Genomic DNA, 24,964 nt, shown 5'->3' on the forward strand with positions numbered 1-24,964 from the left:
GGCGGGCACCGGCAGCGCGCAGGCGCCGGGCGCGGACGGCGGGTACGCGGCCGGGCGGTTCGGCCCGCAGGCGCCGGGCGTGCCCGGCCATCGCGCGGCGGGGACGCCCATGTCGCCGTCCATCGCCTCGGCCACCACCCCGCCGGCGCAGGGCGGGACGACCGCGCCGGGTGGAAGGGGACGCCTGCCGCGCGGTCTCGTGATCGGCGCCGCCGTGGCGGCCGTCGTCGTGGGCGGCACCAGCGCGGCCGTCTACCTGTCGCTCCGGCAGAACGAGCGCTCGCAGACCGCCCAGTCCCCGGTGTCCGAGCCGGGCACCCAGGACACCGAGCCCATCGACAAGCAGTCCGTCGCCGAGCTGACCCCGCGCGGCCTGAAGGTGACCGCCGACCAGGGCGCCCTGGTCGAGCTGAAGTGGACGCTGCCCGCGGGCGCCCGCCGCTACCCGGTGGTCCTCCAGCGCTCCCCGATCAAGAAGGGCGAGCAGGCCATCACCGCCCTGGGCCAGGGCACCACCGCCACCCGCGTCGCGGGGCTGGACCCGGGCAGCGGCTACTGCTTCCTGGTGGGCGTCCCGCTGCGCATCTCGGAGAGCTCGACGGTCGCCTGGTCGAAGCCGACGTGCATCAGGGGCGCCGTCGCCCGCTCGAACCCGTAGCGCTCACCCCAGGAGCTTGCGCGCCGCCTGCTCGATCTCCGCCTCCGACAGCAGCACGTGGTCGGCCGCCCCGCCCAGGGGGATGAAGCTGTCGGACGAGGTCACCCGCGCGAGCTTCCCGCTGAACCCGGCGTCGGCCAGCTCCGCCATGACGCCCTCCGACACGCCGCCGGTGTGCCGGGTCTCGTCGGCGATCAGCACGTTGCCGGTCAGCTCGGCCGCCCGCAGCAGGTCCTCCATCGGGAGCGGCGCCAGCCAGCGCAGGTCGAGCACGCGGCACCCGTAGCCCTCCTGGGTCAGCCGCACCGCGGCCCGCAGGCTCATCCGCACGCCGTTGCCGAACGTCACGATCGTCAGGTCGCGCCCGTCGCCGTAGGAGCGCGCCTGCCCGACCGGCACGTGGGTCTCCGGCCAGCGCCCGGGCGGCGCGTACGGCGCGAGCCAGCCCCCGTCGCCCTCCTCGAACAGGTCACGCGTGTGGTAGAGCGCGATCGGCTCCAGGAACACGCACACCGACCCGGACGTGCGGGCCGCCGCCAGGCACGTGCGCAGCATGGCGGCCGCGTCGTCGGGGCGCGAGGGCGAGGCGATGACCAGGCCGGGGATGTCCCGCAGCGCGCCCACCGCGTTGTCGTTGTGGAAGTGGCCGCCGAACCCCTTCTGGTAGGCGTACCCGGCCACCCGGACCACCATCGGGTTGGTGTAGGAGCCGCGCGAGAAGAACGACAGCGTGGCCGCCTCGCCCCGGATCTGGTCGAGCGCGTTGTGCAGGTAGGCGAGGTACTGGATCTCCGGCACGGGCAGCAGCCCCGACACGCCGGCGCCGAGCGCCAGCCCCAGGATGGCCTGCTCGTCCAGCAACGTGTCGAACACCCGGCCGGCGCCGAACCGCTTCTGCAGCCCCCTCGTCACGCCGTACACGCCGCCCTTCTTGGCGACGTCCTCGCCGAACACGGTCATCTCCGGGTAGACGGTCAGCGCGTCGGCGAGCGTGCGGTTGACGGCCTGCGAGAGCGTCATCGGCTTGTCGTGCTCGGGCAGCGCCCCGGCGAACGCCTTCTCCCGCTCCGGGGCCGAGGCCGCCATCGGGCTGATCTTGGCGATCAGCTCCGGCTTGCGCGGCGCGATCGGCTCCATGACCTCCTTGGCGGAGCCGAGCCGCGGGCTGCGCGTCGTCTCCAGGGCGAGCCGCAGCACGTGCTCGCGCTGGGACTCGTACGCCTTGAGCAGCTCTTCCGGCGTGCTCTGCCCGGCCCGCAGGAGCAGCTCCGCCGTGCGCACCAGCGGGTCGCGCTCCAGGTCGGCCCTGATCTCGCGCTGCGTGCGGTAGGCCTGCTCGACGTCGGAGCCGGCGTGCCCCATGAGCCGCACGGTGCTCAGGTGGAGGAAGGCGGGGGAGCGGCGCTCGCGTACGTGCCGGGCCGCGCGGACGGCGGCGTCGTACGCCGCGGCGAGGTCGCAGCCGTCGGCGGCGAAGTATTCGATGCCGGGGCGCCGCAGGGCCGACTCCACCCAGCCCTTGGGCGTGCGGACGCTGATGCCGATGCCGTTGTCCTCGCACACGAACAGCAGCGGCAGCGCCTGGCCCTGGTAGGTGGCGTAGGAGGCGGTGTTGAAGCCGCTCAGGGCGCTCGCGTGGTTGATCGAGGCGTCGCCGAAGCTGCACACCGCGATCGCGTCGGCGGGCCAGCGAGCCTGCGAGCCGATCGTGGCCGCCGCGCGCTCGATGGCGAACGCCACGCCGACCGACCTGGGCAGGTGGCTGGCGATCGTCGAGGTCTGGGGGATGACGGCCAGGTCGGGATGGCCGAACACCTTGTGCCGGCCGCCCGCGATCGGCTCGTCGGCCGCCGCGGTCAGGCCCATCAGCACGTCGCGGATGCCCTGCTCGGGCAGCCTGCCCGCCTGCTCGGAGCGGGTCAGGTAGAACGCGCCGGAGCGGTAGTGGAGCAGGGCCGGGTCGGTGGGCCGCAGGGCGGCGGCGACGGCCGCGTTGCCCTCGTGGCCGGCGGAGCCGATCGTGTAGTAGCCCTCGTCGCGCTCGCGCAGCCAGCGGGCCGCGATGTCCAGCAGGCGGCTGTCGAGCTGGCGCAGGAACAGCTTCATGCACTGCTCGCCGGTCAGCGAGCTGCCCTCACGGACCGGCAGCCCCGGATCTCGCGCGGGGCCCGCCTTCAGCGTCGCAACCGCCTGGGTGAAATGAGTCTCAACTGTGTCGCGCGCCACACCTCGATTATGTCTTCCATCGGCGCCGGCGTCTGCCGGACGTGGCTGACATGTTGTGGACCGGTCCGTTTGACCCCGACATATAACGGTTTGTCAGAATCCTAAACTTTCCGGTTCCCCCGTACGTCTACTTAATTGACACACGTGGCACCCTCAATGCCGCGTTGAACGTACTGGGGTCTCTGAAAGGAACCCGCATGTTACAACGCATTCGTGTGGCCGCCCTTGCCATAGCGCTCGGAGCCGGAGCCCTGGTCATGGCTCCCTCCGCTGCGACGGCGGCCGCGGATCCCGTCATCACCCGAGTCGGGATCAGTCCCAATTCTCCGATCGACGTCACCAACGGCGCGGTCACGGCCACGTTCAGCTTCGCCACCAAGGGGGCCGACAAGGCCGAGCTCCAGCTCAAGCCCCCGGGCGACGTCAGCGTCGGCAAGCCCGTCGACCTGACGTCCACCAAGGACGGCGACTGGACGAAGTGGTCCGGCACCAAGTCCTTCGACTCCACGAACGTCGGAACGTGGAGCTGGCTCGCCATCGCCGGAGGCGCCTCCCGCGGCGGCACGTTCGAGGTCTCGGTCAAGAAGGTGCTCGACACCAAGATCGTCGACTTCGACGCCAGTCCCGACTCCGTGGACAAGGGTGACCTGATCAAGGTCACCGGCCGGCTCCTCGCCGACGGCAAGGGGTACGGCGGCCAGAGCGTCACCATCACCTTCCGCGAGCGGGGCACCGACGCCTACCGCCATGTCGCCAAGGTGACGACCGGTGGCAACGGCTGGTTCAGCGCGAACGTGCGCGCGGACGAGACGGGCTGGTGGCGGGCCGAGTTCGCGGCCACGTCCGCGGCCAAGGGCTCGGTCAGCGACACCGACCGGGTCGACGTCAGGCGAGGCGTCCTGAGCAGCAGGATCGCCGGCTTCGACGCCCGCCCGGAGCCCGTGGACAAGGGTGACCGGCTCACGTTCAGCGGCGCGCTGCTGGTCGAGGACCGCGGCGGCGTGGCCGGCGAGCGGGTCTCGATCTTCTTCAAGGCCGACCGCTCGTCCAGGTGGGAGTACGTCACCAGTGACGTGACCGGCCGCAACGGCCGCTTCTGGGCCTCCGCCTCCGCGCAGACCTCGGGCTGGTGGCGGGCCGAGTACGAGGGCACCCGCGGTGTCCGCGGCTCGGTCAGCGACGCCGACTGGGTCAAGGTCAACGAGCCGGCGCCGCCTCCCACGGCGTCCAAGGCGGACACGCGGCTGATCAAGTTCAACGCGTACCCGGAGCCGGTCAAGCGCGGCAAGTACCTGAAGTTCAAGGGCCGCCTGCAGGTCTTCGACGAGGGCTCCTGGGAGGGCTACTCGGGCAAGGTCGCGCTGTTCTTCAAGCCCGCGGGCTCGAAGAAGTGGCAGTACGTGAAGACGACCTGGTCCAACGACGGCGGCGGGCTCTACACCAAGGTCAAGGGCTGGAACTCGGGCCGCTGGCGGTTCGTGTTCGGCGGTGACGACGACACCTACGGCGCCACCAGCGGCTCGGACTACGTCCGGGTCAAGCGCTGATCTGATGTGCGGACGAGGCCCGGGGAACACCGCCCCGGGCCTCGTTCCGTCTACTCCGCCCGCCGGAACTCCGCGATCCCCACCCCCAGCAGCACCAGCCCCAGGGCCGCGACGAGGCCGAGCTCGAGGGCCACCGGCACCTGGAAGTCGAACCACCGGACCCCGGGGTTCAGCACCGCGTTCACCTGCGCCGGCACGTCGAGGTGCGAGAAGACCGCCTCGCGCAGCGGGTCCACCGCGTAGGTCATCGGGTTGACCACGGTCAGCACGTGCAGCCACGACGGCAGGTTGGCCAGCGGGAACATCGCCCCCGACAGGAACATCATCGGCATGATCGCCATCTGCATGAGACCGAAGAAGGTCTGCATGTTCTTCATCCGGGCGGCCAGCATCACCCCGAAGGCCGTGATCGTGAACGCCGCGAGGAACATCTCCGCCAGCAGCGTCACGAAGAGCGTCGGCGAGTAGGGGACGCCCACCAGCCCCGCCATGGCCAGGATGAGGATGCCCTGCCCGGTGGCCACGATGGCGCCGCCCAGGCACTTGCCGACCACGATCGCCCCGCGCGAGACGGGCGCGACCAGCATCTCCCTGAGGAAGCCGAACTCGCGGTCCCACACGATGGAACCGGCCGAGAACATCCCGGTCATGATCACGGTCATGGAGATCATGCCGGGGTACATGAACGTGCGGTAGTCGATCCCGGGGATCGTCCCCCGCACCAGCGACCCGAGCCCCGTGCCCATCACGAACAGCCAGAGCACCGGCTGCACCAGCATGGACGCCATGCGGGTGCGGTCGTTGACGAAGCGCAGCATCTCCCGGTGGAGCACGACCTTGATCGCCCGCAGGTCGTGACCGGCGCTGCGGACCGGCACGCGGACGCTGATGGCCTCTGTCGCCATGACTATCGCCTCGCCATCGCTCTCATGAACGCCATGTTGCCGTCGCCGGCCTCGGCGTCGCGGATCGTGGAGCCGGTGTACGACATGAACACGTCGTCCAGGGACGGCCGCGACACGCTCACCGACCTGATCGGCATGCCGAGCTCGGCGAACAGCCTCGGCACGAACTCCTCGCCCGAGGCCACCGCGAACGTCACCGCGCCCTCGTGCACGGCCGCCTCCAGCCCGAACCGCTCCCGCAGCGCCTTGATCGCCTCCGTGTCGTCGGAGGTCTGGATCTGCACCCGGTCCTTGCCGATGCTGGCCTTCAGCGCCTCGGGCGAGTCGATGACGACGATCTCGCCGTGGTCGATGATCGCGATCCGGTCGCAGTACTCGGCCTCGTCCATGTAGTGCGTGGTCATGAAGATGGTGATGTCCTCCAGGAGCCGCAGCTGGTTGATGTAGCCCCAGATGGCCGAGCGGGTCTGCGGGTCGAGCCCCACGGTGGGCTCGTCGAGGAAGAGCACGCGCGGGGAGTGCAGCAGGCCGCGGGCGATCTCCAGCCGCCGCTTCATGCCGCCCGAGAACGTCATCACCTTGGCGTCCTTGCGGTCCCACAGCGCGACCATCTCCATGACCTGCCGGATCCGGTCGGCGACCACGCTCTTGGGCACGCCGTACAGCTCGGCGTGGAAGCGCAGGTTCTGCTCGGCGCTCAGGTAGCCGTCGAGGGTGGGGTCCTGGAAGACGAGGCCGATGTTCCTGCGGACCTCGTCACGGTCCTTGACCACGTCGTGGCCCGCCACGGTGGCGCTGCCGCCGGTGGGGTTCACCAGCGTGCAGAGCATGCTGATGGTGGTGGTCTTGCCGGCGCCGTTGGGGCCGAGGAAGCCGAACACCTCGCCCGGGCGCACCTCGAAGTCGACGCCCTTGACGGCCTCGACCTTCCCGTACGTCTTGCGCAGGCCGCGCACGGCGACCGCCGCGTCCGCCGCCATCTCAGCCCTCCGCCAGGATCTGGAACATGGACTTGCGGGTCTTCTTGACCAGCTCCTTGGCCGCCGCGATCTGACGCTCGTCGCCCGTGCGGACCAGATGGGAGAACGCCTCGTTGAGCTGGGCCCAGAGCAGGCGCAGCTCGTGGTGGTCCGGCGGCACGGCCGTGCGGGCGACCTCCTCCCACGGCGCCTCGTCGGCGTACCTGGCCGCCTGGCGGCGGCCCTCCTCCGTCAGCCGGTACGCGCGGCTCCCGCCGGACTCGTCGCCGGACACCAGGCCCTCGTCCTCGAGCTGCTGCAGCGCCGGGTAGACGGAGCCGGGGCTGGGCCGCCAGACGCCGCGGCTGCGCTCCTCGATGCTCTGGATCATCTGGTAGCCGTTCTGCGGCCCTTCGAGGAGCAGCGCCAGCAGGGCGGCCCGGACGTCGCCGCGGCGCACCCGCGGAGCGGGCGTCTCCCAGTGGACCACGGTGCCGAAGTGGGGCCCCGGCGGGGGCGGCGCGAACGGCGGTCCGAAGTCGCCCGGCCCCGGTGGTGGGCCCGGTGGTGGGCCCGGTGGCGGGCCGGGCGGGAAGGGGGGTCGTGAGTGGGGGTGATCCCAGAGGTCCGGTTCTTCCACGGTTTACCTCCAACTATCGAGATATCTTGACGATATATCTAGATAGTTGGCATGGCTAGGGCGTTCCGGGTATGTCCCTGGAAGTTAGCGAGCGCTAACAGCGGCGGCAATGGCCGCCCGTGCCATGGCGTGCAGCAGCGGTCGCATGTCCCCCTCGCCCAGCTCACCCGCGCTGTGCGGAGTGGAGTTGAGCAGCCCGAACACGGCGTGCGTGGCGGCCCGCAGCCGCGCGGCCGGGCAGGCCGGGTGCAGCTCGGCCAGCACGGTCACCCACTCCTCGACGTAGAGCCGCTGCAGCCGCCTGATCTGGCGCCGCTCGGGCTCGGGCACGTTGCCCAGCTCCCTGTCGTGCACGGTGATCAGCGCCGGCTGCTCGAGCGCGAACGTGATCTGGACGTTGAGCAGCGCGTCCAGGGTCTCCTGGGGATCCGGGTACGAGGTGACCACCGCGGCGGCCGACTCGCGCAGCCGCGAGCTGACGTCGAGCAGCATCTCCGACAGCAGCGCGTCCTTGCCGCTGAAGTGCCGGTAGAGCGCGGGGCCCGAGACGCCGACCGCGGCGCCGATGTCCTCGATCGAGACGCCGTGGAAACCGCGCGCGGCGAACAGCCGGGCCGCCGCCGCCAGGATTTCCCCGCGCCGGTTGCCGCGATTGCGGGTAGGTCGGATAGGTACAGGGGCAGTGGTCACGTCTCACATGCTAGACGGTTACGTTAATGATGACTAACATCTCGTGCCATGAGAGGGACGCCATGAGCGAGTGGCCGGTGCTGAAGTCGTCCGCCGATCCCGGCGGCGAGGCGTACAAGCGCAACGCCGAGCTCAACGAGCGGCTGGCCGCCGAGCTGCTGGAGCGGCTGGAGGTCGCCGCCCGGGGCGGCCCCGAGCGCTCGCGCCTGCGCCACGTCGAGCGCGGCAAGCTGCTGCCGCGCGACCGCGTCGACGGCCTGCTCGACCCCGGCTCCCGCTTCCTGGAGCTGTCGCCGCTGGCCGCGAACGGCCTCTACGACGACCAGGCGCCCGCCGCGGGGATCATCACCGGGGTCGGCCGGGTCTCCGGCCGCGAGTGCGTGATCGTCGCCAACGACGCCACCGTGAAGGGCGGCACGTACTACCCGATCACGGTCAAGAAGCACCTGCGCGCGCAGGAGGTGGCCTTGCACAACCACCTGCCGTGCGTCTACCTCGTCGACTCGGGCGGGGCGTTCCTGCCCAGGCAGGACGAGGTGTTCCCCGACCGCGAGCACTTCGGCCGCATCTTCTACAACCAGGCCACCATGTCCGCCCGCGGCATCCCGCAGATCGCCGCCGTGCTCGGCTCGTGCACGGCGGGCGGCGCGTACGTGCCGGCCATGAGCGACGAGGCCGTCATCGTGCGCGGCCAGGGCACGATCTTCCTGGGCGGCCCGCCGCTGGTGAAGGCGGCCACCGGCGAGGAGGTCACGGCCGAGGAGCTGGGCGGCGGCGACCTGCACGCGCGGGTCAGCGGCGTCACCGACCACCTGGCCGAGGACGACGCGCACGCGCTGGCCATCGTCCGTGACATCGTCTCCACCCTCGCCCCGCGTGCTTCGCGGCCCTGGGACACGGTCGCGCCCGAGCCGCCCCGGCACGACCCGCGCGACCTGTACGGGATCGTGCCCGCCGACACGCGCCAGCCGTACGACGTGCGCGAGGTGATCGCCAGGATCGTGGACGGCTCGCGGTTCCTGGAGTTCAAGGCCGAGTACGGCTCGACCCTCGTGACCGGGTTCGCCCACCTGCACGGCCATCCGGTGGGGATCGTGGCGAACAACGGCATCCTGTTCAGCGAGTCCGCCATGAAGGGCGCCCACTTCATCGAGCTGTGCGACCAGCGCCGGATCCCGCTCGTCTTCCTGCAGAACATCAGCGGCTTCATGGTCGGCAAGGCCTACGAGGCGGGCGGCATCGCCAAGCACGGCGCCAAGATGGTCACCGCCGTCTCGTGCGCGCGGGTGCCCAAGTTCACCGTCGTGATCGGCGGGTCCTTCGGGGCGGGGAACTACGCGATGGCCGGGCGGGCGTACTCGCCCAGGTTCCTGTGGATGTGGCCGAACGCCCGCATCTCGGTCATGGGCGGCGAGCAGGCCGCGAACGTGCTCACCACGGTCGGCACCGCCGACGCCGACGCGATCAGGGCCCAGTACGAGCACCAGGGCAACCCGTACTACTCCACGGCCAGGCTGTGGGACGACGGCGTGATCGACCCGCTCGACACCCGCACCGTCCTCGGCCTGGCGCTGTCCGCGGCGGCCAACGCCCCGCTCGAGCCCGCCGGTTACGGCGTCTTCCGGATGTGACGCATGTTGTTCGACCGTGTTCTGATCGCCAACAGGGGCGAGATCGCCGTACGGGTCATCCGCACGCTGCGCCGGCTCGGCATCACGTCGGTGGCCGTGCACACGGCGTCGGACGCCGGAGCCCGGCACGTGCTGGAGGCCGACCTCTCCCACCAAGTGCCGAAATATCTGGATATTGAGGCAATTGTCGAGGCGGCGCTGGCGTCGGGGGCGCAGGCCGTCCACCCCGGATACGGGTTCCTCGCCGAGAACGCCGCGTTCGCGCGGCGGTGCGCGCAGGCCGGGCTGGTGTTCGTCGGCCCGCCGCCCGAGGCCATCGACGCCATGGGCGACAAGATCCGCGCCAAGGCCACGGTGTCGGCGGCCGGGGTGCCCGTCGTGCCCGGCGGGGCCGAGCCCGGCGACGCGCTGGAGTCCTGGCGCGACTTCCCCGCGCTGATCAAGCCCTCCGCGGGCGGCGGGGGCAAGGGCATGGTGCTCGTACGGTCGGCCGCCGAGCTGCCCGACGCCCTGGAGTCGGCCCGGCGCACGGCGCGGGCGGCGTTCGGCGACGCGACCCTGCTGATCGAGCGGTACGTCGAGAGCCCGCGCCACATCGAGCTGCAGATCCTGGCCGACACCCACGGCAACGTCGTACACCTGGGCGAACGCGAGTGCAGCCTGCAGCGCCGGCACCAGAAGATCATCGAGGAGGCGCCCTCGCCGTTCGTCGGCCCCGAGACGCGCGCCCGCATGGGCTCGGCCGCGGTGGAGGCCGCTCGCTCCGTGGGCTACGTGGGGGCGGGCACGGTCGAGTTCATCGTGGACGGGACCACCGGGTCCTACCACTTCATGGAGATGAACACCCGGCTGCAGGTGGAACACCCCGTCACCGAGCTGGTGACCGGGCTCGACCTGGTCGAGCTGCAGCTCCGGGTCGCCGCCGGGGAGCCGCTGCCGTTCGGGCAGGAGGACGTGCGCCTCGACGGGCACGCCGTCGAGGCCCGCGTCTACGCCGAGGACCCGGCCCGCGGCTTCCTGCCGACGGGCGGCCACGTGCTGGCGTTGCGCGAGCCGGACGGCGGCGCCCAGGGCGGCCCCGCGCCCGTCGTCCGGGTGGACTCCGGGCTGGTCGAGGGCGGCGTCGTCGGCAGCGAGTTCGACCCGATGCTCTCCAAGATCGTCGCCTGGGCGCCGGACCGGGCCTCGGCGCTCAGGACGCTCGACCGCGCCCTGGCCCGCACGGCCGTCCTCGGCGTGGTCACCAACATCCCGTTCCTGCGGGCCCTCGCCGAGCATCCGGCCGTCAAAGCGGGCGAGCTGGACACCGGGCTGGTCGAGCGCGTGCTCCCCGAGCTGGTCCCGTCCGCGGACGTGCCCGCCGAGGTGCTCGCGGCGGCGGCGCTCGCCTTCCACGCCCTGCCCCAGGGCGACGACCCGTGGGAGGTCACGGACGGCTGGCGGGTGGGCGAGCGGGCGTGGACGACGTGGCGGCTGGAGTCGAGGGACGGCGTGCACGCGGTCCAGGTCCGCGGCCTGCCCGAAGAAGCCGCGGAAGTCCAGATGAACGAGGAGATCGTGCCCGCGCGCATCCGGCTCGGCGACGGGGAGCTGACCGTCACGATCGGCGGCCGTACCGAGCACTACCTGCGCGTACGCCACGCCGACACGCTCTGGCTCGGCAGGGACGGCGCGGCGTGGGCGCTCACCCGGCACCTCATCGGCGACCCCGGCGACCGGCCCGGCGCGGCGGCCACGGGCGACGGCGTCGTCAGGAGTCCCATGCCCGGCACCGTCCTGGTGGTCAAGGCCCAGGCCGGCGACCGGGTCACCGCAGGCCAGCCGCTGATGATCGTCGAGGCGATGAAGATGGAGCACACGGTCACCGCCCCGCGCGACGGCGTGCTCTCCGAGCTGGCGGTCCAGGCGGGCCGGCCGGTCGACATGGATGCCGTCCTGGCCGTGGTCACCGGTGAGGGAGCGCCGTCGCCTGGAGGAGCGGCGGGAGCGCAGCGGGGGAAGACGACGGCATCGAGGGCGACCGAACCCGCCTCACGGAGTGAGGCCATGAGCAGGGAGACGTGATGCCTTACCCGATGGAAGGGTTGCCGCAGCAGGTCACGATCTACGAGGTCGGCCCGCGCGACGGCCTGCAGAACGAGTCCTCGATCGTGCCCGTCGAGGTGAAGGCCGAGTTCATCGACCGCCTCGCCGACGCCGGGCACAAGGTGATCGAGGCGACCAGCTTCGTGCACCCGAAATGGGTGCCGCAGCTCGCCGACTCCGACGAGCTGCTGGCCCGGCTGCGCAGGAAACCGGGCGTGCGCTACCCGGTCCTCGTGCCCAACCTGCGCGGACTCGACCGGGCCCTGGAACGCGGCGTGGACGAGATCGCCGTCTTCGCCAGCGCCACCGAGACGTTCGCCGCCAAGAACCTCAACCGCAGCCTGGAGAGCCAGTTCGAGATGTTCGAGCCGGTCGTGGCCAGGGCGCTGGACAACGGCGTGCGGGTGCGCGCGTACGTGTCGATGTGCTTCGGCGATCCCTGGGAGGGGCCGACGCCGATCGCCCAGGTCGTCTCGGTGGGGGAGCGGCTGCTCGGGCTCGGCTGCTACGAGCTGTCGCTCGGCGACACCATCGGGGTCGGCACGCCCGGGCACGTGACCGCGCTGATCAAGGCGTTCCGCCACCCCGAGCGGCTCGCCGTGCACTTCCACGACACCTACGGCCAGGCGCTCGGCAACACCCTGGCCGCGTTGAGAGCGGGCGTGACCACGATCGACGCCTCCACCGGCGGCATCGGCGGCTGCCCCTACGCCGAGTCCGCCACCGGCAACCTCGCGACCGAAGACCTGGTCTGGATGTTGCGGGGGCTCGGCATCGAGACCGGGCTCGACCTGGACAAGCTCGTGTCCACCAGCACCTGGCTGGCGCGGCTGCTCGGCCGGCCCAGCCCCTCCCGCGTCGTACAGGCGCTGTCGAAAGGCTGACCATGCTCAAGGACGAGTACGAAGAGCTGCGCAAGACCGTCGAGTCGTTCGCCCGCGAGGTGGTCGCGCCGGTGATCGGCGACTACTACGAACGGGAGGAGTTCCCGTACGGCATCGTGCGGCAGATGGGCGCCATGGGGCTGTTCGGGCTGCCGTTCCCGGAGGAGTACGGCGGCATGGGCGGCGACTACTTCGCGCTGTGCGTGGCGCTGGAGGAGCTGGCCCGCGTCGACTCCAGCGTGGCGATCACCCTGGAGGCCGCGGTGTCGCTGGGCGCGATGCCGATCTACCGGTTCGGCACCGACGAGCAGCGCGAACACTGGCTGCCCAAGCTGACCTCGGGTTCGGCCCTGGGCGCGTTCGGCCTGACGGAGCCGGGCGGCGGGTCCGACGTGCCGGGCGGGATGCGCACCACGGCCGTGCTGGACGGGGCCGAATGGGTGATCAACGGGACGAAGGCCTTCATCACGAACTCCGGCACCGACATCACGGCCGTCGTCGGCGTGGCCGCGATCACCGGCGAGCGGGAGATCTCCACGATCCTCGTGCCGAGCGGCACGCCCGGGTTCACGGTGTCGAAGAAGTACTCCAAGGTCGGCTGGAACGCCTCCGACACCCGCGAGCTGTCCTTCAGCGACTGCCGCGTCCCCGCCGCCAACCTGCTGGGCGAGCGCGGCCGCGGCTACGCCCAGTTCCTGCAGACCCTCGACGAGGGCCGCATCGCGATCGCCGCGCTCAGCGTGGGACTGGCCCAGGGGTGCGTGGACGAAAGCCTCAAGTACGTCAGGGACCGGAAGGCGTTCGGCCACCCGATCGGCCACTACCAGGCCATCCAGTTCAAGATCGCCGACATGGAGGCCCGCGCCCACACCGCCCGCCTGGCCTACTACCACGCCGCCGAGAAGATGCTGACCGGGGCGCCCTTCAAGAAGGAGGCCGCGATCGCCAAGCTGGTCTCGTCGAACGCGGCCATGGACAACGCGCGCGACGCCACGCAGGTCTTCGGCGGATACGGGTTCATGAACGAGTTCCCCGTGGGGCGCTTCTACCGCGACGCCAAGGTGCTGGAGATCGGGGAGGGCACGAGCGAGGTCCAGCGCATGCTCATCGCCCGCCAGCTCGGTCTGGGCGACCTCTGAGCGTTTTCTGCGGGACGCCGGATCGACGGAGTTTGCGTCCGCGACCTCGGACGATCTAGTGTCGTCAGTCATGACGGCTGACGATCTTCTCATCAGGAGGGCGGAGAAGGCGGACGCGGACGAGGTGTTCGCGCTGGCGCGCGAGTTCGGTCTGACGTTCAGGCCGGAGCGCAGGGCCTTCGACGCCGCCCTCCCCGAGCTGCTGGCGAACGAGGACGCCCTGCTGCTCGCGGCCGTCGTGGGCGGGCGCGTTCATGGCTACCTGCTGGGGTTCGTGCATCTGACGCTGTTCGCCAACGGGCCGGTGGCCTGGGTCGAGGAGGCCATGGTCGGCTCCGGGTCGCGCCGCCAGGGGATCGGGCGGGCCCTGCTGGAGGAGTTCGAGCGGTGGGCGCGCTCGCGGGAGGCGGGCTACGTGGCGATGGCCACGCGGCGGGCGCCCGAGTTCTACCACGCGCTGGGCTACGAGGCCTCCGCCACGTTCTTCCGCAAGGTCCTGCGCTAGCCCGTCCTGTCGCGAGGTCCCGCGCCGGCCCGTCCTTGCGCGAGGTCCCGCGCCGGCCCGTCCTTGCGCGAGGTCCTGCGCCGGCGCGGCCGGCCGGGAATTCTGTCCTGATCTGATGGCATTCTTAGGGCGTGAGTATCCATGCCGTCAGTCCCCGCTTCGTCGGGCGTGCCCGTGAGCTCGCCGCCCTCGGCGACGCGCTGGCCGGGGCACGTGCCGGGGCGTCGTCGGCCGTGCTCGTCGGCGGCGAGGCAGGGGTCGGCAAGACCCGGCTGATCAAGGAGTTCACCGATCGGGCCGACGACGCGCTGGTGCTCGTCGGCGGGTGCCTGGAGCTGGGCACCGAGGGCCTGCCGTTCGCGCCGTTCACCGCCGTGCTGCGGGGGCTCGTGCGCGAGCTGGGCCGCGACGGGGTGGCGGCGCTCGTGCCCGGCGGCACGACGCGCGGGCTGGCGCGGCTGCTGCCCGAGTTCGGTGAGCCGGACGGAGACGGGCCCGAGGCCAGGGCGCGGCTGTTCGAGCAGGTGCTGGGGCTGCTGGAGCGGCTGGCCGAAGAGCGTCCCGTGCTGCTGATCGTCGAGGACGCCCACTGGGCCGACCGGTCCACCCGCGACCTGCTGTCGTTCCTGGTCCGTTACCAGCCGACCGCGGCGGGCCTGCTGATCGTGGTCACGTACCGCACCGACGAGCTGCACCGCACCCACCCCCTGCGCCCGCTCCTCGCCGAGCTGGGCCGGGTCGAGCGGGTGCACCGGATCGAGCTGCGCAGGCTCACCCGCAGGGAGGCCGTCGCGCAGGCGGCCGGCATCCTGGAGCGGGAGCCGTCCGCCGCGGACATGGACCTGATCTACGCGCGCAGCGAGGGAAACCCGCTGTTCGTGGAGGCGCTGCTCAGCGACGGAGGCGGCGTCGCGCTGCCGGAGTCGCTGCGCGACCTGCTGCTGGCCAGCGTCGAGCGGCTGCCCCCCGAGACGCAGGAGCTGCTGCGCGTGGCCAGCGCAGGTGGGCAGCGCATCGAGCACGACCTGCTCTCCGCCGTCGCCGGGCTCGACGAGAGCGCGCTCTCCGGCGCGCTGCGGCCCGCCGTGGCGGGAAACGTGCTCACCGTCGACGGCGAGGGCTACTGCTTCCGGCACGCGCTGATCCGCGAGGCGCTCCACGACGACCTGCTGCCCGGCGAGCACACCCGCCTGCACACCCGCTACGCCGAGGCGCTGGAGCGCGACCTGTCGATCCTGCCCGCCCCGCGCGGCGCGATCGAGCTGGCCCACCACTGGCACTCCGCCCACGACGCCACCTGGGCGCTGGTCAGCGCCTGGCAGGCGGCCGGCGTCGCCCGCCGGTCCACCGCCTACGACGAGCAGCTCGGGATGCTGTCCAGGGTGCTGGAGCTGTGGGACCAGGTGCCCGACGCGTCCGAGCGCATCGGCCGCGACCGCATCGACGTGCTCAGGAACACGGCCACGGTCGCGCACCTCGCCGGCGAGTACGAACGGGCCGCCGCCCTGGTGAGCGCCGCCCTCGCCGAGATCGACCGCGACGCCGACCCGGTCAGGGCGGCCAAGCTGCTGCGCCAGCGCGGCCTGACCCGCTACGACCTGGGCCGTCCCGGCTTCCTCGACGACCTGCGCGAGGCGGCCGTGCTGGTCGCCTCCGACAAGCCGACCAGCCTCCGGGCCCAGGTTCTGGAGACCCTGTCCCGCATGCTCCACGGGCGCGAGGCCTTGTCGGAGCGGCTCACCACGGGCCGGCTCGCGATGGAGATCGCCCACGAGCTGGGCGACCACAGGGTGGAGGCGCACGCGCTGATCGACCTCGCCTGGGCGCGATTCGGCTTCTCCGAGATCGAGGCGCAGATGGAGGCGTTCGCGGAGGCGCGCAGGATCGCCGGCGGCGACGAGGCGTTCAACGCGCTGATGCGCTGCGCGATCTCCGAGTCCGACGCGCTGGAGGGGGCGGGCCGCCACGAGCGGGCCGCGCGGGTGGCCCGCGACGGCATCGAGGAGGCCCGCCAGTACGGGCTGGCCCGCACGTCCGGCGCGTTCCTGGCGATCAACCTGGCCGAGCCGCTGGTGTCACTGGGGCAGTGGGACGAGGCGCTGGAGGTGATCGAGCACGCGCTCGACCTCGCGCCGCCGGCGCCCACCCAAGCCAGCCTGCAGGGGTTCGCCGTGGACATCGCGCTGGCGCGCGGGGAGCTCGACCGGGCGGAGCGGCTGCTGGGGTCGTCGCGGAGCGTGCTGTCGCGCGGGACCTTCCGCGACCAGTCGGTCCTGCCGCACCTGTGCAGGGAGGTGCGGCTGCGGCAGGCGCGCGGGGAGCCGGAGGCCGCGGTGGAGGTGGCCGCCCGGGCCATGGAGGAGCGGGATCTGCTGGAGACCCCGCGTTACTCCTGGCCGGTGCTGGTGACCATCGCCGACCTGCTCGGCTCCGTGGCGCCGCATCACGGGCACGCCGCCATGGATGTGGAAGCCCCGCTGGCGCGGCTGCGGGCGCTGGGACGGGAGCTCGAGGTCGACGGCGACCTCCAGCAGGCGCAGCACCTCACCTTCACGGCGCTGATGGGTCCCGAGCCGGACGACGGCGCCGCCGAGCCCGCCGTATGGCAGTTGGAGGCCTGGGACCGGGCGGCGGGGGCGTGGGCGGCGCTGCGGCAGCCGTACGCCGAGGCACGGGTCCTGGTGGGCGCGGCGCAGGCGGCGCTGGCGTGCGGCGACCGGCAGGAGGCCGGGGCGCGGCTGGACCGCGCGCGGGAGCTGGCCGGCCGGCTGGGCGCGACGCCGCTGCTGGAACAGCTCGACGCCTTCGGGCGGCGGGCCAGGATCGGGGGCATCGAGGAGGCGGCCGACGGGCTCCCGCTGGGGCTGACGGCCCGCGAGCTGGAGGTGCTGCGGGAGGTGACGAACGGGCGGAGCAACCGGGAGATCGCCGAGGCGCTGTTCATCTCGGCGAAGACGGTGAGCGTGCACGTCTCCAACATTCTGGCCAAGCTGGGCGTCGCCACCCGGGGCGAGGCCGCCGCCACCGCCTACCGGCTGCGGCTGTTCGACGCGGCCCTGTAAGCGGCCCTGTAAGCGGCAGGGTGAGGCTCAGCCCGTCAGCTGGGCTTCCAGGCGGTAGCCGTCCACCGTGACGTAGACCTGGTCGCCGGGGCGGGCGTTCAGCCGCATCAGCACCGGCTGGAGGGAGTCGAAGACCGGCTGGTGGCCCTGCCAGACCAGGACGATCGCGTTGTCCCCGGGGCCGGTCACCGACAGCAGGGTGCCGGGGCGCATGCCGAGCTGGGCCGCGTAGCCCTCCGGCACCGGCACGGGGCCGCCCCTGAGATGCTCAGGGGTCACCTCGATGCGCTGCCAGCGGCGCGGGTCCGAGGAGGGGCCCGGCAGCGGCGGAGGCGGCGTCGGGGGAGCGCCCGCCAGCATCGGCGAACGGCCGCCTGACAGCGCCGACAGCGTCGCCAGGGCCGCGGACGGGTCGATCGAGTTCGCCGGGGCCGGTGGGATGGGCTGGCCGCCCCGATGGTGGTGACCGTTGGCGCCCGGCGTGCGGCGGGGCAGGGGCTGGGCGGGCGACGGTGCCGAGGCCATCGGGTCGGCGCCCGTCTCCTGGGGCAGGGCGTCGTACCAGGCCCTGGCGGAGTGGGCGCGGATGCCCAGCTCGCCCATCAGCTCCACGACGTCCGCGTCGGGCGGGCTCGAGGCCAGCAGCTGCCTCGTACGGTCCTGCAGGCGGTGCAGGTCGCCGACGACCAGCCAGCCGTCCTGGAGGCGCCGGTCGGGCATGAGCGTCACCAGCACGCGCCAGAGCGGGGTACGCAGCGAGGGGACCGTCACGGGGTGGGCGGGGTCGGCGCCAATGAGCTGGTCCTCGGTGGCCGCCGCGCCGAGCCATTCGGTCAGGCGGAACATGTGGCCCGTGACCGGCGCGGACTCCGAGGAGCGCAGCCAGTGCAGGACGCGCTCCTCGGCCGTGCGCTGGGCCTGGGAGAGCGCGTCCCGGTCGACCAGCATCTTGTGGGCGAGCGTCCGCAGGCTGACCGGGTCCTCGGCGAACAGCCGGTGCACGGCCACCGCCAGCTCCAGCTTGTCCAGGCTGCGGAACAGGTTGTCCACGACCCGGACCATCGCGTGGTCGGCGTCGGTCGGCACGGGGCTGCTGGGGGCCGGTGGAGCGATGGGAACGGGCGCCGCGTAGCTCGGGGTGCCGTTGCTCTTGGCGGCGTTGGCCGCGCCGGGGACGGCGGGCATGGATCCCGTGCTGGGGCCGCCGGGGACCGCGGGCATCGACCCGGTGCTGGGACCGCCGGGGACGGCAGGCATGGAACCCGTGCTGGGACCGCCCGGGATCGCAGGCATGGAACCGGTGCTGGGACCGCCCGGGGGCACGGGGCCGCCGGGGGCCGAGGCGTGGTCCTGGCGGCCGGGCTGGGCGCCGGGCTGAGGAACAGGCTGGGCGCCGGCCTGAGGAACAGGCTGGGGGCCGGACTGAGGACCTGATTGGGGACCGGATTGAGGGCCGGATTGGGGGCCGGATTGGGGGCCCGTGGGGCGCTGCGGGGCGCGGTCGGACTGGCCGGGGGCCGGGCGCGGCGGCAGGCCCTCGCCGGCGAACCCCTGCGGCTGCGCCGGGAACGAGCCGCTCTGCGGCTGCGCGGAGAACGAGCCGGTCTGCGCGGGGAACGACCCCGTCTGCCGCTGCGGGGCGTCCGGCGCCGGTTGTGCCGGGAAGGAGCCGGTCTGGCGCTGTGGCCCGCCGGCCTCCGCCGCGGGCTGCGCCGGGAAAGCACCGGTCTGGCGGCCGCTGTCCTGCCCCTGGGCGGCCAGGGGCCCGGTCCCCGAGGGCTGCTGGGCCGGGAACGAGCCCGTCTGGCGCTGGTCCGCGGCGGCGGCCGGGCGCTGCGGCGCGGCGTCGGGCTGGCCCTGGTTGGGGAGGGGGCGCTGTTCGGTGGCGCCGCTCTGGGCGGCGAACATGCCGGTCTGGGGCACCGGATCGGCCTGGACGGGGAAGGAGTCCGTGCCTCGGATGAGCGGCCGGGTGACCTCGGGATGATCGGCCGCCGGTGCCTCACGCTGGGCCGGGATGCGGCCCAGGATCTCGCGGAAGACCGAGCCGATCACCACTTCGGGCGTCGCCGAGGGCGTGCCCAGGTCGCTGGGGGACAGGCGGCGCAGCCGCTGCCAGCCGCCGAGCCCGGTGATCGCCGTACGGGTGTCCTCGGGCCAGCCCGGCAGCGCCGGATCGATGTGGTGGACGGTCAGCGCCGGCAGCAGGTCGGCCAGCGGCAGGTGGTCCCACCGGGAGGAGGCCAGCCGCGCCAGCCGCTCGCAGATCCAGTCGAGCCCCGCCGTGCCGAGCGCCCTCGACAGCGCGAGGGAGTGCCACCATCCCGCCGGCAGTCGCGGATCGCCCAGCGCTTCGGCCACCTGCTGCGGGCGGCTCCAGCGCAGCGCAGGGACTAGGTCGCTCAGGCAGATCGATGACTCGACTTCCATCGGCGGACCTTATCCTCCCCAGTGAGCCGCGTGGTGCTGACCGAAACGCGTGTGGCTAATGGTGCAGCTTACGCGGCAAGCTATCAATCAGTGTGAATAGGGTAAAGACGGTTCAGATCCAAACCGTACCGTGGCCGACCGCCCACCTGGGCCACACATGCGGCACCAGCACGGCAACCTGCCTCCAAAGCCGCCTCCTCGCCGACACCCTGCAAGACCCCGGTGAGGTACCCGGCGGCGAAGGCGTCACCCGCTCCCGTCGAGTCCACGACCTCGGTGGACACGCCTGCCGCCGCCGCGACGACCTCGCCGTCCACGGCGGCCAACGCGCCCCGTGCTCCCAGCTTCACGATCGCTGTGCCGTATGTCTCACTCAAGAGTATGGCGGCGCGCTCCGCCGTCGTGGCCCCACTCAGCAAGAGGGCCTCATCAAGATTCGGGAGGATCAGGCCGGCAGGGGCGGATTCGCGGATGAAACGTTCAACCCCGAAGTCGCGCAGCGGGCCGGTGGAGGCCGGGTCGATGCTGATCGCGATCCCGGCCGCGGCGGCCTCGGCCATCGCCAGCCTGGCCAGCCGCAGCCCGCCCTCGGCGAACAGCAGGTAGCCCGACACGTGGAGCCGGGCGACGCCGTCGAGCAGGGCCGGGTCCCAGTCGGCCTCGGAGATCAGGCCGCCCGCGCCGCGGTTGGTGAGCATCGTACGCTCGCCGCTCCGGTCCACCATCGCGATCACGACGGCGGTGGGGCGGTCGGGATCGACCGTGACGTGCGGCCGGACCCCCGTCTTGGCCAGCTCGGTGGTGTGCCACTCGCTGCTGTCGTAGCCGAGCCTGGCCAGCAGGCGCACGTCGACGCCGAGGCGGGCGGCCCAGGCGGCGGTGTTCGCGCCGGAGCCGCCGGGGCGCAGGACGATGTCGGCCGCCGTGTCGGTGCCCGACATGACCGGCGAACCGTGCAACGCCACCACGTCGGTGACCACGTCGCCGATGACCAGCAGGGCGCCGTCCGTCACGGTCGCGCCCACGACAGGGCGATCCGGGAGGCCAGGGCGACGTTGCCGCGCACGGCGGCCAGGTTGGCCTCCAGGGAGGCCCCGCCGGTGCCGTCCACCAGGTAGCCGAGCAGGAACGGCGTGATCGCCTGCCCCTTGACGCCCTGCCGCTCGGCGGCGGCCAGCGCCTCGGCCAGCACGCGGTCGTGGAGCTCGGGGTCGAGCTGCTGGTCCACGGGGACGGGGTTGGCGACGATCAGCGCCGTCTCCTGGCCGCCGAGCGCGTCCTGGCCCCGCATGATCTCCGCCGCGTCGGCCGGCGACTCGATCCGCCATTCGATCGGCTGGCCGGAGGAGTGCAGGTAGAAGCCGGGGAAGGTGTCTGTACGGTAGCCCGCCACGGTCACGCCGCGCGTCTCCAGGCGCTGCAGCGTCGCGGGCACGTCGAGGATCGACTTGACGCCGGCGCAGACGACGGTGATGCGGGTGCGGGCCAGCGTGTCGAGGTCGGCGGACTCGTCCTGGTCCTCGGTCCAGCCGCGGTGCACGCCGCCGAGGCCGCCGGTGGCGAAGACGCGGATGCCGGCGCGGGCGGCCAGGAACGACGTGGCCGACACGGTGGTCGCGCCGCTGGCCTTGAGCGCCGCCGCCACGGGCAGGTCACGCTGCCCCAGCTTGCGCAGGCCGGACTCGGTCGCGATGCGCTCCAGCTCCACCTCGTTGAGGCCGATGCGGGGCACGCCGTCCAGCACGGCGATCGTGGCCGGGACGGCGCCGGCCGCCCGTACGATCCCCTCCAGCTCGCGCGCCACCTCCAGGTTGCGCGGCTGCGGCAGCCCGTGGGAGATGATCGTGGACTCCAGGGCGACGACGGGCGCGCCACTCGCCAGGGCCTCGGCGACCTCGTCGGACGGCTGCAGAACGGAGTCGGGGGTGCTGCGCATGGTGAGTTTCGTGCTCCTTGGGTGGTCCTGGCCTACTAGGGCGAAAAGCGTATTTTACGGGATTTGTTGTGGAACGCAGCAGGCTGCGGCGCTGATCGGGCGGCGGTCCACCTGAGGATCACACAGGGGGTACGGCCTCCGCCAGCGCCCCGGCGGATCGGGAGAAATGTCCGAGAGTGAGCGTTGACGGGTGGTGTGGGTGGGGTCGTATGGTGCGGAGATGGGGTCGTACGACGTGATCGTGGCCGGAGGCGGGCACAACGGGCTGGTGGCGGCCGCTTACCTGGCCGGAGCGGGGCGCAGCGTGCTCGTCCTGGAGCGGCAGGACCACGTGGGCGGCCTGGCGATCTCCGCGCGGGCCTTCCCCGGCGTCGACGTACGGCTGTCGCGCTACTCCTACCTCGTCAGCCTCCTGCCCTCCGCGATCGTCCGGGACCTGGGGCTGGACCTGGAGCTGCGCCGCCGGCGCTACGCCTCGTACACGCCCAAGGGCGACACCGGCCTGCTCGTCGACAACGAGGACGCGGCGGCGACGGCGGCCTCGTTCAGGGGCGTCACCGGCGGCGAGGCCGACCACGAGGCATGGCGGGACTTCTACGGCATGACCGCGCGCGTGGCGCGGGCGCTGGCGCCCACGCTGCTCGAACCCCTCCCGTCCGCCGCCGAGGTCGAACGGCTCGTCGGCCCGGAGGCGTGGCGAGATCTGTTCCAGCGGCCGATCGGCCGGACCGTGGAGGAGCGGTTCGGGGACGACACCGTGCGCGGCGTCGTGCTGACCGACGCGCTCATCGGCACGTTCGCCGACCCCGACACCGATCTGTCGGCCAACCGGTGCTTCCTCTACCACGTGATCGGCGACGGCACCGGCGAGTGGAACGTCCCCGTCGGCGGCATGGGCGCCGTCTCGGGGGCGCTCGAGGCGGCGGCCAGGCGGGCGGGCGCCGAGATCAGGACCGGGGCCGAGATCGTCGGGATCTCGCCGTCCGGCGAGATCACGTTCGCGGACGAGGGCGGCGAGCACACGGTGAACGGCGGCCACGTGCTGGTCAACCTGCCGCCGGCTGTGCTCGACCGGGTGCTGGGCAGGCCCGGTGAGGTGCCGGAGGGGGCGCAGCTGAAGGTCAACATGGTGCTGACGAGGCTGCCCCGGCTGAAGGACGCGTCCGTGGACCCGCGGGCGGCCTTCAGCGGCACCTTCCACATCAACGAGAGCCGCGACCAGCTCGCCGCGGCCTACGAGCAGGCGGCGCGCGGGGAGATCCCGGAGCTGCCGCCGGCCGAGGTCTACTGCCATTCGCTGACCGACCCGTCCATCCTCGGGGCCGGGCTCAGGGGCGAAGCCGAGACGATGACGCTGTTCGGCCTCCACATGCCCGCCCGCCTTTTCCGGAAAAATCCTGATAAGGCGAGGAAGGCCGCTCTGGACGCCACCTTCGCCTCCGTCAACTCCGTCCTCGCTGAGCCCATCGAGGGATGCCTGCTCAGAGCCCCCGACGGCACCCCGTGCGCCGAGGCCAGGACCCCGGTCGACCTCGAGAACGAGGCCGGGCTGCCGGGCGGCCACATCTTCCACACCGGCCTGAGCTGGCCGTACGCCGAAGAGGGCGAGAGGTGGGGCGTCGAGACCGAGCACGAGCGCATCCTGATGTGCGGCGCGGGCGCCCGCAGGGGCGGCGGCGTGAGCGGGATCGCCGGCCACAACGCGGCCATGGCGGTCCTGAAGCGCTGATCCCCCGCGCTGATGCCCCGCGCTGATTCCCTGTGCTGATCTGCTGGGCTCAATCCTCGGCGATCAGCCTCGTGGCCACCTCCATGGCCACGGAGGCCCGCTCCGCCTCCGGCACGTCCAGGTCGAACAGGAACGGCACGCTGCCCAGGATCACCGCGAACACCGCCAGCCGGGCCTCGAACTTCCGCACCGGACCGGCCTCCGGATCCTCCAGCAGGGACACCATCTTGACGATCCCGGCCTGCATCCGCTCGCCGGCCGGCAGGCCCTGCATCACGCCCTGGTTCACCTGCGCGAACTTGAACAGGGGACGCCACTGCCCCTCCAGCAGCTCGGCGATGCGCCGCAGGATCTCCCGCCTGGACTCAGGCGTCCTGGGCTGCGCGTGCCCCCACTCCACCAGCTCGTCGATCGACTCGGCCAGCCGCTCCCCGACGCTCTCCAGGATCGCCTCTTTGGTGCTGAAGTGGTAGTAGAGCGCCGGCCTGGTGATCTGCAGCCGCTCCGCCACCTCCTGCAGCGTGGTCTGCTCGTACCCCTGCTCGGCGAACAGCTCCAGCGCCACCTGCCGGATCCGATCCCTGGTGTCCGTCCGCCGCCCTGCCATTCCGCTCCCATCACTTGACGGCCGGGCCGCGATTGCTTACTTTCGCGTAAGTAAGTAATGCGATCCGGCGTGTAGGGAGCAGACTATGGCCGAAACCTTCCCTGTCCAGCGCACCTGCCCGTTCGCGCCCCCGCCCGAGTACGAGCGGATGCGCGAGCAGGCCCCCCTCGTCCGAGCCTCGCTCCCCGGCGGGGACATCTGGCTCGTCACCCGGCACGCCGCGGCCCAACAGGTCCTGTCGGGCACGGGCATCAGCACCAACCCGGCGACCCCCGGTCACCCCAACTGGAAGTTCAGACCGGAGCCGCCCACCCCCGAGGAGCTGGCCGCGGCACGGGAGTTCGCGGTCGGCCACTTCATCGACCTCGACCCGCCCGAGCACGGCCGGTTCCGGCGGCTGCTCATCCCCGAGTTCACCGTCAGGCGCGTCAAGGAGCTGCGGCCCGGCATCCAGCGCACGGTGGACGAGCTCATCGACGACATGCTGGCCAAGGGCGACGAGGCGGAGCTGGTGGAGGCGTTCGGGCTGGCGCTGCCGTCGCTGGTCATCTGCCAGCTGCTCGGCGTCCCCGTCGACGACCGCGAGTTCTTCCAGTCGCGCACCCGCGAGATGCTCTCCACCGCCGACGGCCCCACCGCGAGCCACACCGCGATCATGGAGCTCAAGGACTTCCTCGACACCCTGGTCACCAAGGCGGCGCGACAGCCCAAGGACGACCTGCTCGGACGGCTGATCCAGAGCGGCCGGCTCACGCACGCCGAGCTGGTGGGCGTGACCTTCCTGCTGCTCGTCGCGGGCCACGAGACCACCGCGAACATGATCCCGCTCGCCGCCCTCACCCTCCTGCGCCACCCCGCCCAGCTCGCCGCGCTGCGCGAGAGCCCGGACAAGTGGCCCATGGCGGTGGACGAGCTGCTGCGCTACCACTCGATCGTGGACTGGGTGGCCTTCGACCGGGTGGCCGTCGAGGACCAGGAGATCGACGGACAGCTCGTCAGGAAGGGCGAGGGGATCTTCGTGCTCGGCGCCTCCGCCAACAGGGACGAGCGGGCGTTCGAGCGGCCGGACGAGTTCGACGTCGAGCGCGGGGCCCGCCACCACGTGGCGTTCGGGTACGGTGTGCACCAGTGCCTCGGCCAGAACCTGGCCAGGGCCGAGATGGAGATCGCGCTGCGCACGCTGTTCGAGCGCATCCCCGGCCTGCGGGTCACCGTGCCGGACGAGCAGCTGCCGATCAAGAGCGACGGCCCCATCTTCGGCCTCAAGGCGATGCCGGTCGCGTGGTGATCCTCATGGAACGCGCATGACGGCGTTTATCAGGTTTTCATGA

18 protein-coding genes and 1 pseudogene are annotated in these 24,964 nt (G+C 72.3%); 10 read left to right on the forward strand and 9 right to left on the reverse strand.

Annotated elements, in window-relative coordinates; all coding sequences use genetic code 11:
- Nucleotides 1–658, forward strand: a pseudogene (locus tag ACFKCF_RS04160) (hypothetical protein); the annotation flags it as partial.
- A 3-nt stretch (nt 659–661) separates the two neighbouring features.
- On the opposite strand, the gene ACFKCF_RS04165 reads toward ACFKCF_RS04160, so the two are convergent.
- Nucleotides 662–2,884, reverse strand: a complete 2,223-nt coding sequence (locus ACFKCF_RS04165) for a thiamine pyrophosphate-dependent enzyme (RefSeq protein WP_394490767.1) — start codon at nt 2,882–2,884, stop codon at nt 662–664.
- Between the two features lie 197 nt (nt 2,885–3,081).
- Between ACFKCF_RS04165 and ACFKCF_RS04170 the strand changes: the two genes are divergently transcribed.
- Nucleotides 3,082–4,431 (forward strand): hypothetical protein, encoded by a 1,350-nt coding sequence (locus ACFKCF_RS04170; protein WP_394490768.1) that lies wholly within the window; start codon nt 3,082–3,084, stop codon nt 4,429–4,431.
- A 50-nt stretch (nt 4,432–4,481) separates the two neighbouring features.
- Here the strand turns inward: ACFKCF_RS04170 and ACFKCF_RS04175 are convergent, their stop codons facing one another.
- The 4 genes from ACFKCF_RS04175 to ACFKCF_RS04190 form a co-directional block, all read right to left on the reverse strand.
- On the reverse strand, nt 4,482–5,336 hold the full coding sequence (locus ACFKCF_RS04175; RefSeq protein ID WP_394490770.1) for an ABC transporter permease: 855 nt from the start codon (nt 5,334–5,336) through the stop codon (nt 4,482–4,484).
- A gap of 2 nt (nt 5,337–5,338) precedes the next feature.
- Nucleotides 5,339–6,316 carry an ATP-binding cassette domain-containing protein gene (locus ACFKCF_RS04180; protein ID WP_394490772.1) on the reverse strand — a complete coding sequence of 326 codons (978 nt, stop codon included), beginning with the start codon at nt 6,314–6,316 and terminating at the stop codon, nt 5,339–5,341.
- 1 nt (nt 6,317) lies between these two features.
- Complete coding sequence (locus ACFKCF_RS04185) at nt 6,318–6,785, reverse strand: PadR family transcriptional regulator (RefSeq protein WP_394490774.1); 468 nt, start codon at nt 6,783–6,785, stop codon at nt 6,318–6,320.
- A gap of 234 nt (nt 6,786–7,019) precedes the next feature.
- Entirely contained in the window at nt 7,020–7,625 is a 606-nt protein-coding gene (locus ACFKCF_RS04190; RefSeq protein WP_394490776.1) for a TetR/AcrR family transcriptional regulator, read from the reverse strand.
- A gap of 62 nt (nt 7,626–7,687) precedes the next feature.
- Between ACFKCF_RS04190 and ACFKCF_RS04195 the strand changes: the two genes are divergently transcribed.
- From ACFKCF_RS04195 to ACFKCF_RS04220, 6 genes are all read left to right on the forward strand, one after another.
- Complete coding sequence (locus ACFKCF_RS04195) at nt 7,688–9,256, forward strand: carboxyl transferase domain-containing protein (RefSeq protein ID WP_394490778.1); 1,569 nt, start codon at nt 7,688–7,690, stop codon at nt 9,254–9,256.
- A gap of 3 nt (nt 9,257–9,259) precedes the next feature.
- Nucleotides 9,260–11,320 carry a biotin carboxylase N-terminal domain-containing protein gene (locus ACFKCF_RS04200; protein ID WP_394490780.1) on the forward strand — a complete coding sequence of 687 codons (2,061 nt, stop codon included), beginning with the start codon at nt 9,260–9,262 and terminating at the stop codon, nt 11,318–11,320.
- A complete protein-coding gene (locus tag ACFKCF_RS04205; RefSeq protein WP_394490782.1) occupies nt 11,320–12,225 on the forward strand; it encodes a hydroxymethylglutaryl-CoA lyase in 906 nt (301 codons plus the stop codon). The genes ACFKCF_RS04200 and ACFKCF_RS04205 overlap by 1 nt, the downstream gene beginning before the upstream one ends.
- A 2-nt stretch (nt 12,226–12,227) precedes the next feature.
- Entirely contained in the window at nt 12,228–13,364 is a 1,137-nt protein-coding gene (locus ACFKCF_RS04210) for an acyl-CoA dehydrogenase family protein (RefSeq protein ID WP_394490784.1), read from the forward strand.
- Nucleotides 13,365–13,434: 70 nt separating this feature from the next.
- A complete protein-coding gene (locus ACFKCF_RS04215) occupies nt 13,435–13,869 on the forward strand; it encodes a GNAT family N-acetyltransferase (protein ID WP_394490786.1) in 435 nt (144 codons plus the stop codon).
- Between the two features lie 131 nt (nt 13,870–14,000).
- Entirely contained in the window at nt 14,001–16,931 is a 2,931-nt protein-coding gene (locus tag ACFKCF_RS04220) for an AAA family ATPase (protein WP_394490788.1), read from the forward strand.
- Between the two features lie 27 nt (nt 16,932–16,958).
- Here ACFKCF_RS04220 and ACFKCF_RS04225 read toward each other — a convergent pair whose 3' ends face one another.
- The 3 genes from ACFKCF_RS04225 to ACFKCF_RS04235 all read right to left on the reverse strand — a co-directional run bounded on the left by ACFKCF_RS04225 (nt 16,959) and on the right by ACFKCF_RS04235 (nt 21,297).
- Nucleotides 16,959–19,361: a hypothetical protein gene (locus tag ACFKCF_RS04225; RefSeq protein ID WP_394490790.1), complete on the reverse strand. Its 2,403-nt coding sequence runs from the start codon at nt 19,359–19,361 to the stop codon at nt 16,959–16,961.
- An 83-nt stretch (nt 19,362–19,444) separates the two neighbouring features.
- Nucleotides 19,445–20,386 carry a carbohydrate kinase family protein gene (locus ACFKCF_RS04230; RefSeq protein WP_394490792.1) on the reverse strand — a complete coding sequence of 314 codons (942 nt, stop codon included), beginning with the start codon at nt 20,384–20,386 and terminating at the stop codon, nt 19,445–19,447.
- Nucleotides 20,371–21,297 carry a pseudouridine-5'-phosphate glycosidase gene (locus tag ACFKCF_RS04235; RefSeq protein WP_364830434.1) on the reverse strand — a complete coding sequence of 309 codons (927 nt, stop codon included), beginning with the start codon at nt 21,295–21,297 and terminating at the stop codon, nt 20,371–20,373. The genes ACFKCF_RS04230 and ACFKCF_RS04235 overlap by 16 nt, the downstream gene beginning before the upstream one ends.
- Nucleotides 21,298–21,517: 220 nt before the next feature.
- On the opposite strand from ACFKCF_RS04235, the gene ACFKCF_RS04240 reads away from it, so the two are divergent.
- Nucleotides 21,518–23,026, forward strand: a complete 1,509-nt coding sequence (locus tag ACFKCF_RS04240; protein WP_394490794.1) for a phytoene desaturase family protein — start codon at nt 21,518–21,520, stop codon at nt 23,024–23,026.
- Between the two features lie 49 nt (nt 23,027–23,075).
- Here the strand turns inward: ACFKCF_RS04240 and ACFKCF_RS04245 are convergent, their stop codons facing one another.
- Complete coding sequence (locus ACFKCF_RS04245; protein ID WP_394490796.1) at nt 23,076–23,633, reverse strand: TetR/AcrR family transcriptional regulator; 558 nt, start codon at nt 23,631–23,633, stop codon at nt 23,076–23,078.
- A gap of 85 nt (nt 23,634–23,718) precedes the next feature.
- On the opposite strand from ACFKCF_RS04245, the gene ACFKCF_RS04250 reads away from it, so the two are divergent.
- Nucleotides 23,719–24,921 (forward strand): cytochrome P450, encoded by a 1,203-nt coding sequence (locus tag ACFKCF_RS04250; protein WP_394490798.1) that lies wholly within the window; start codon nt 23,719–23,721, stop codon nt 24,919–24,921.
- The last annotated feature ends 43 nt before the right edge of the window (nt 24,922–24,964 follow it).

This window comes from Nonomuraea sp. JJY05, assembly GCF_043496855.1.
Taxonomy (GTDB): domain Bacteria; phylum Actinomycetota; class Actinomycetes; order Streptosporangiales; family Streptosporangiaceae; genus Nonomuraea.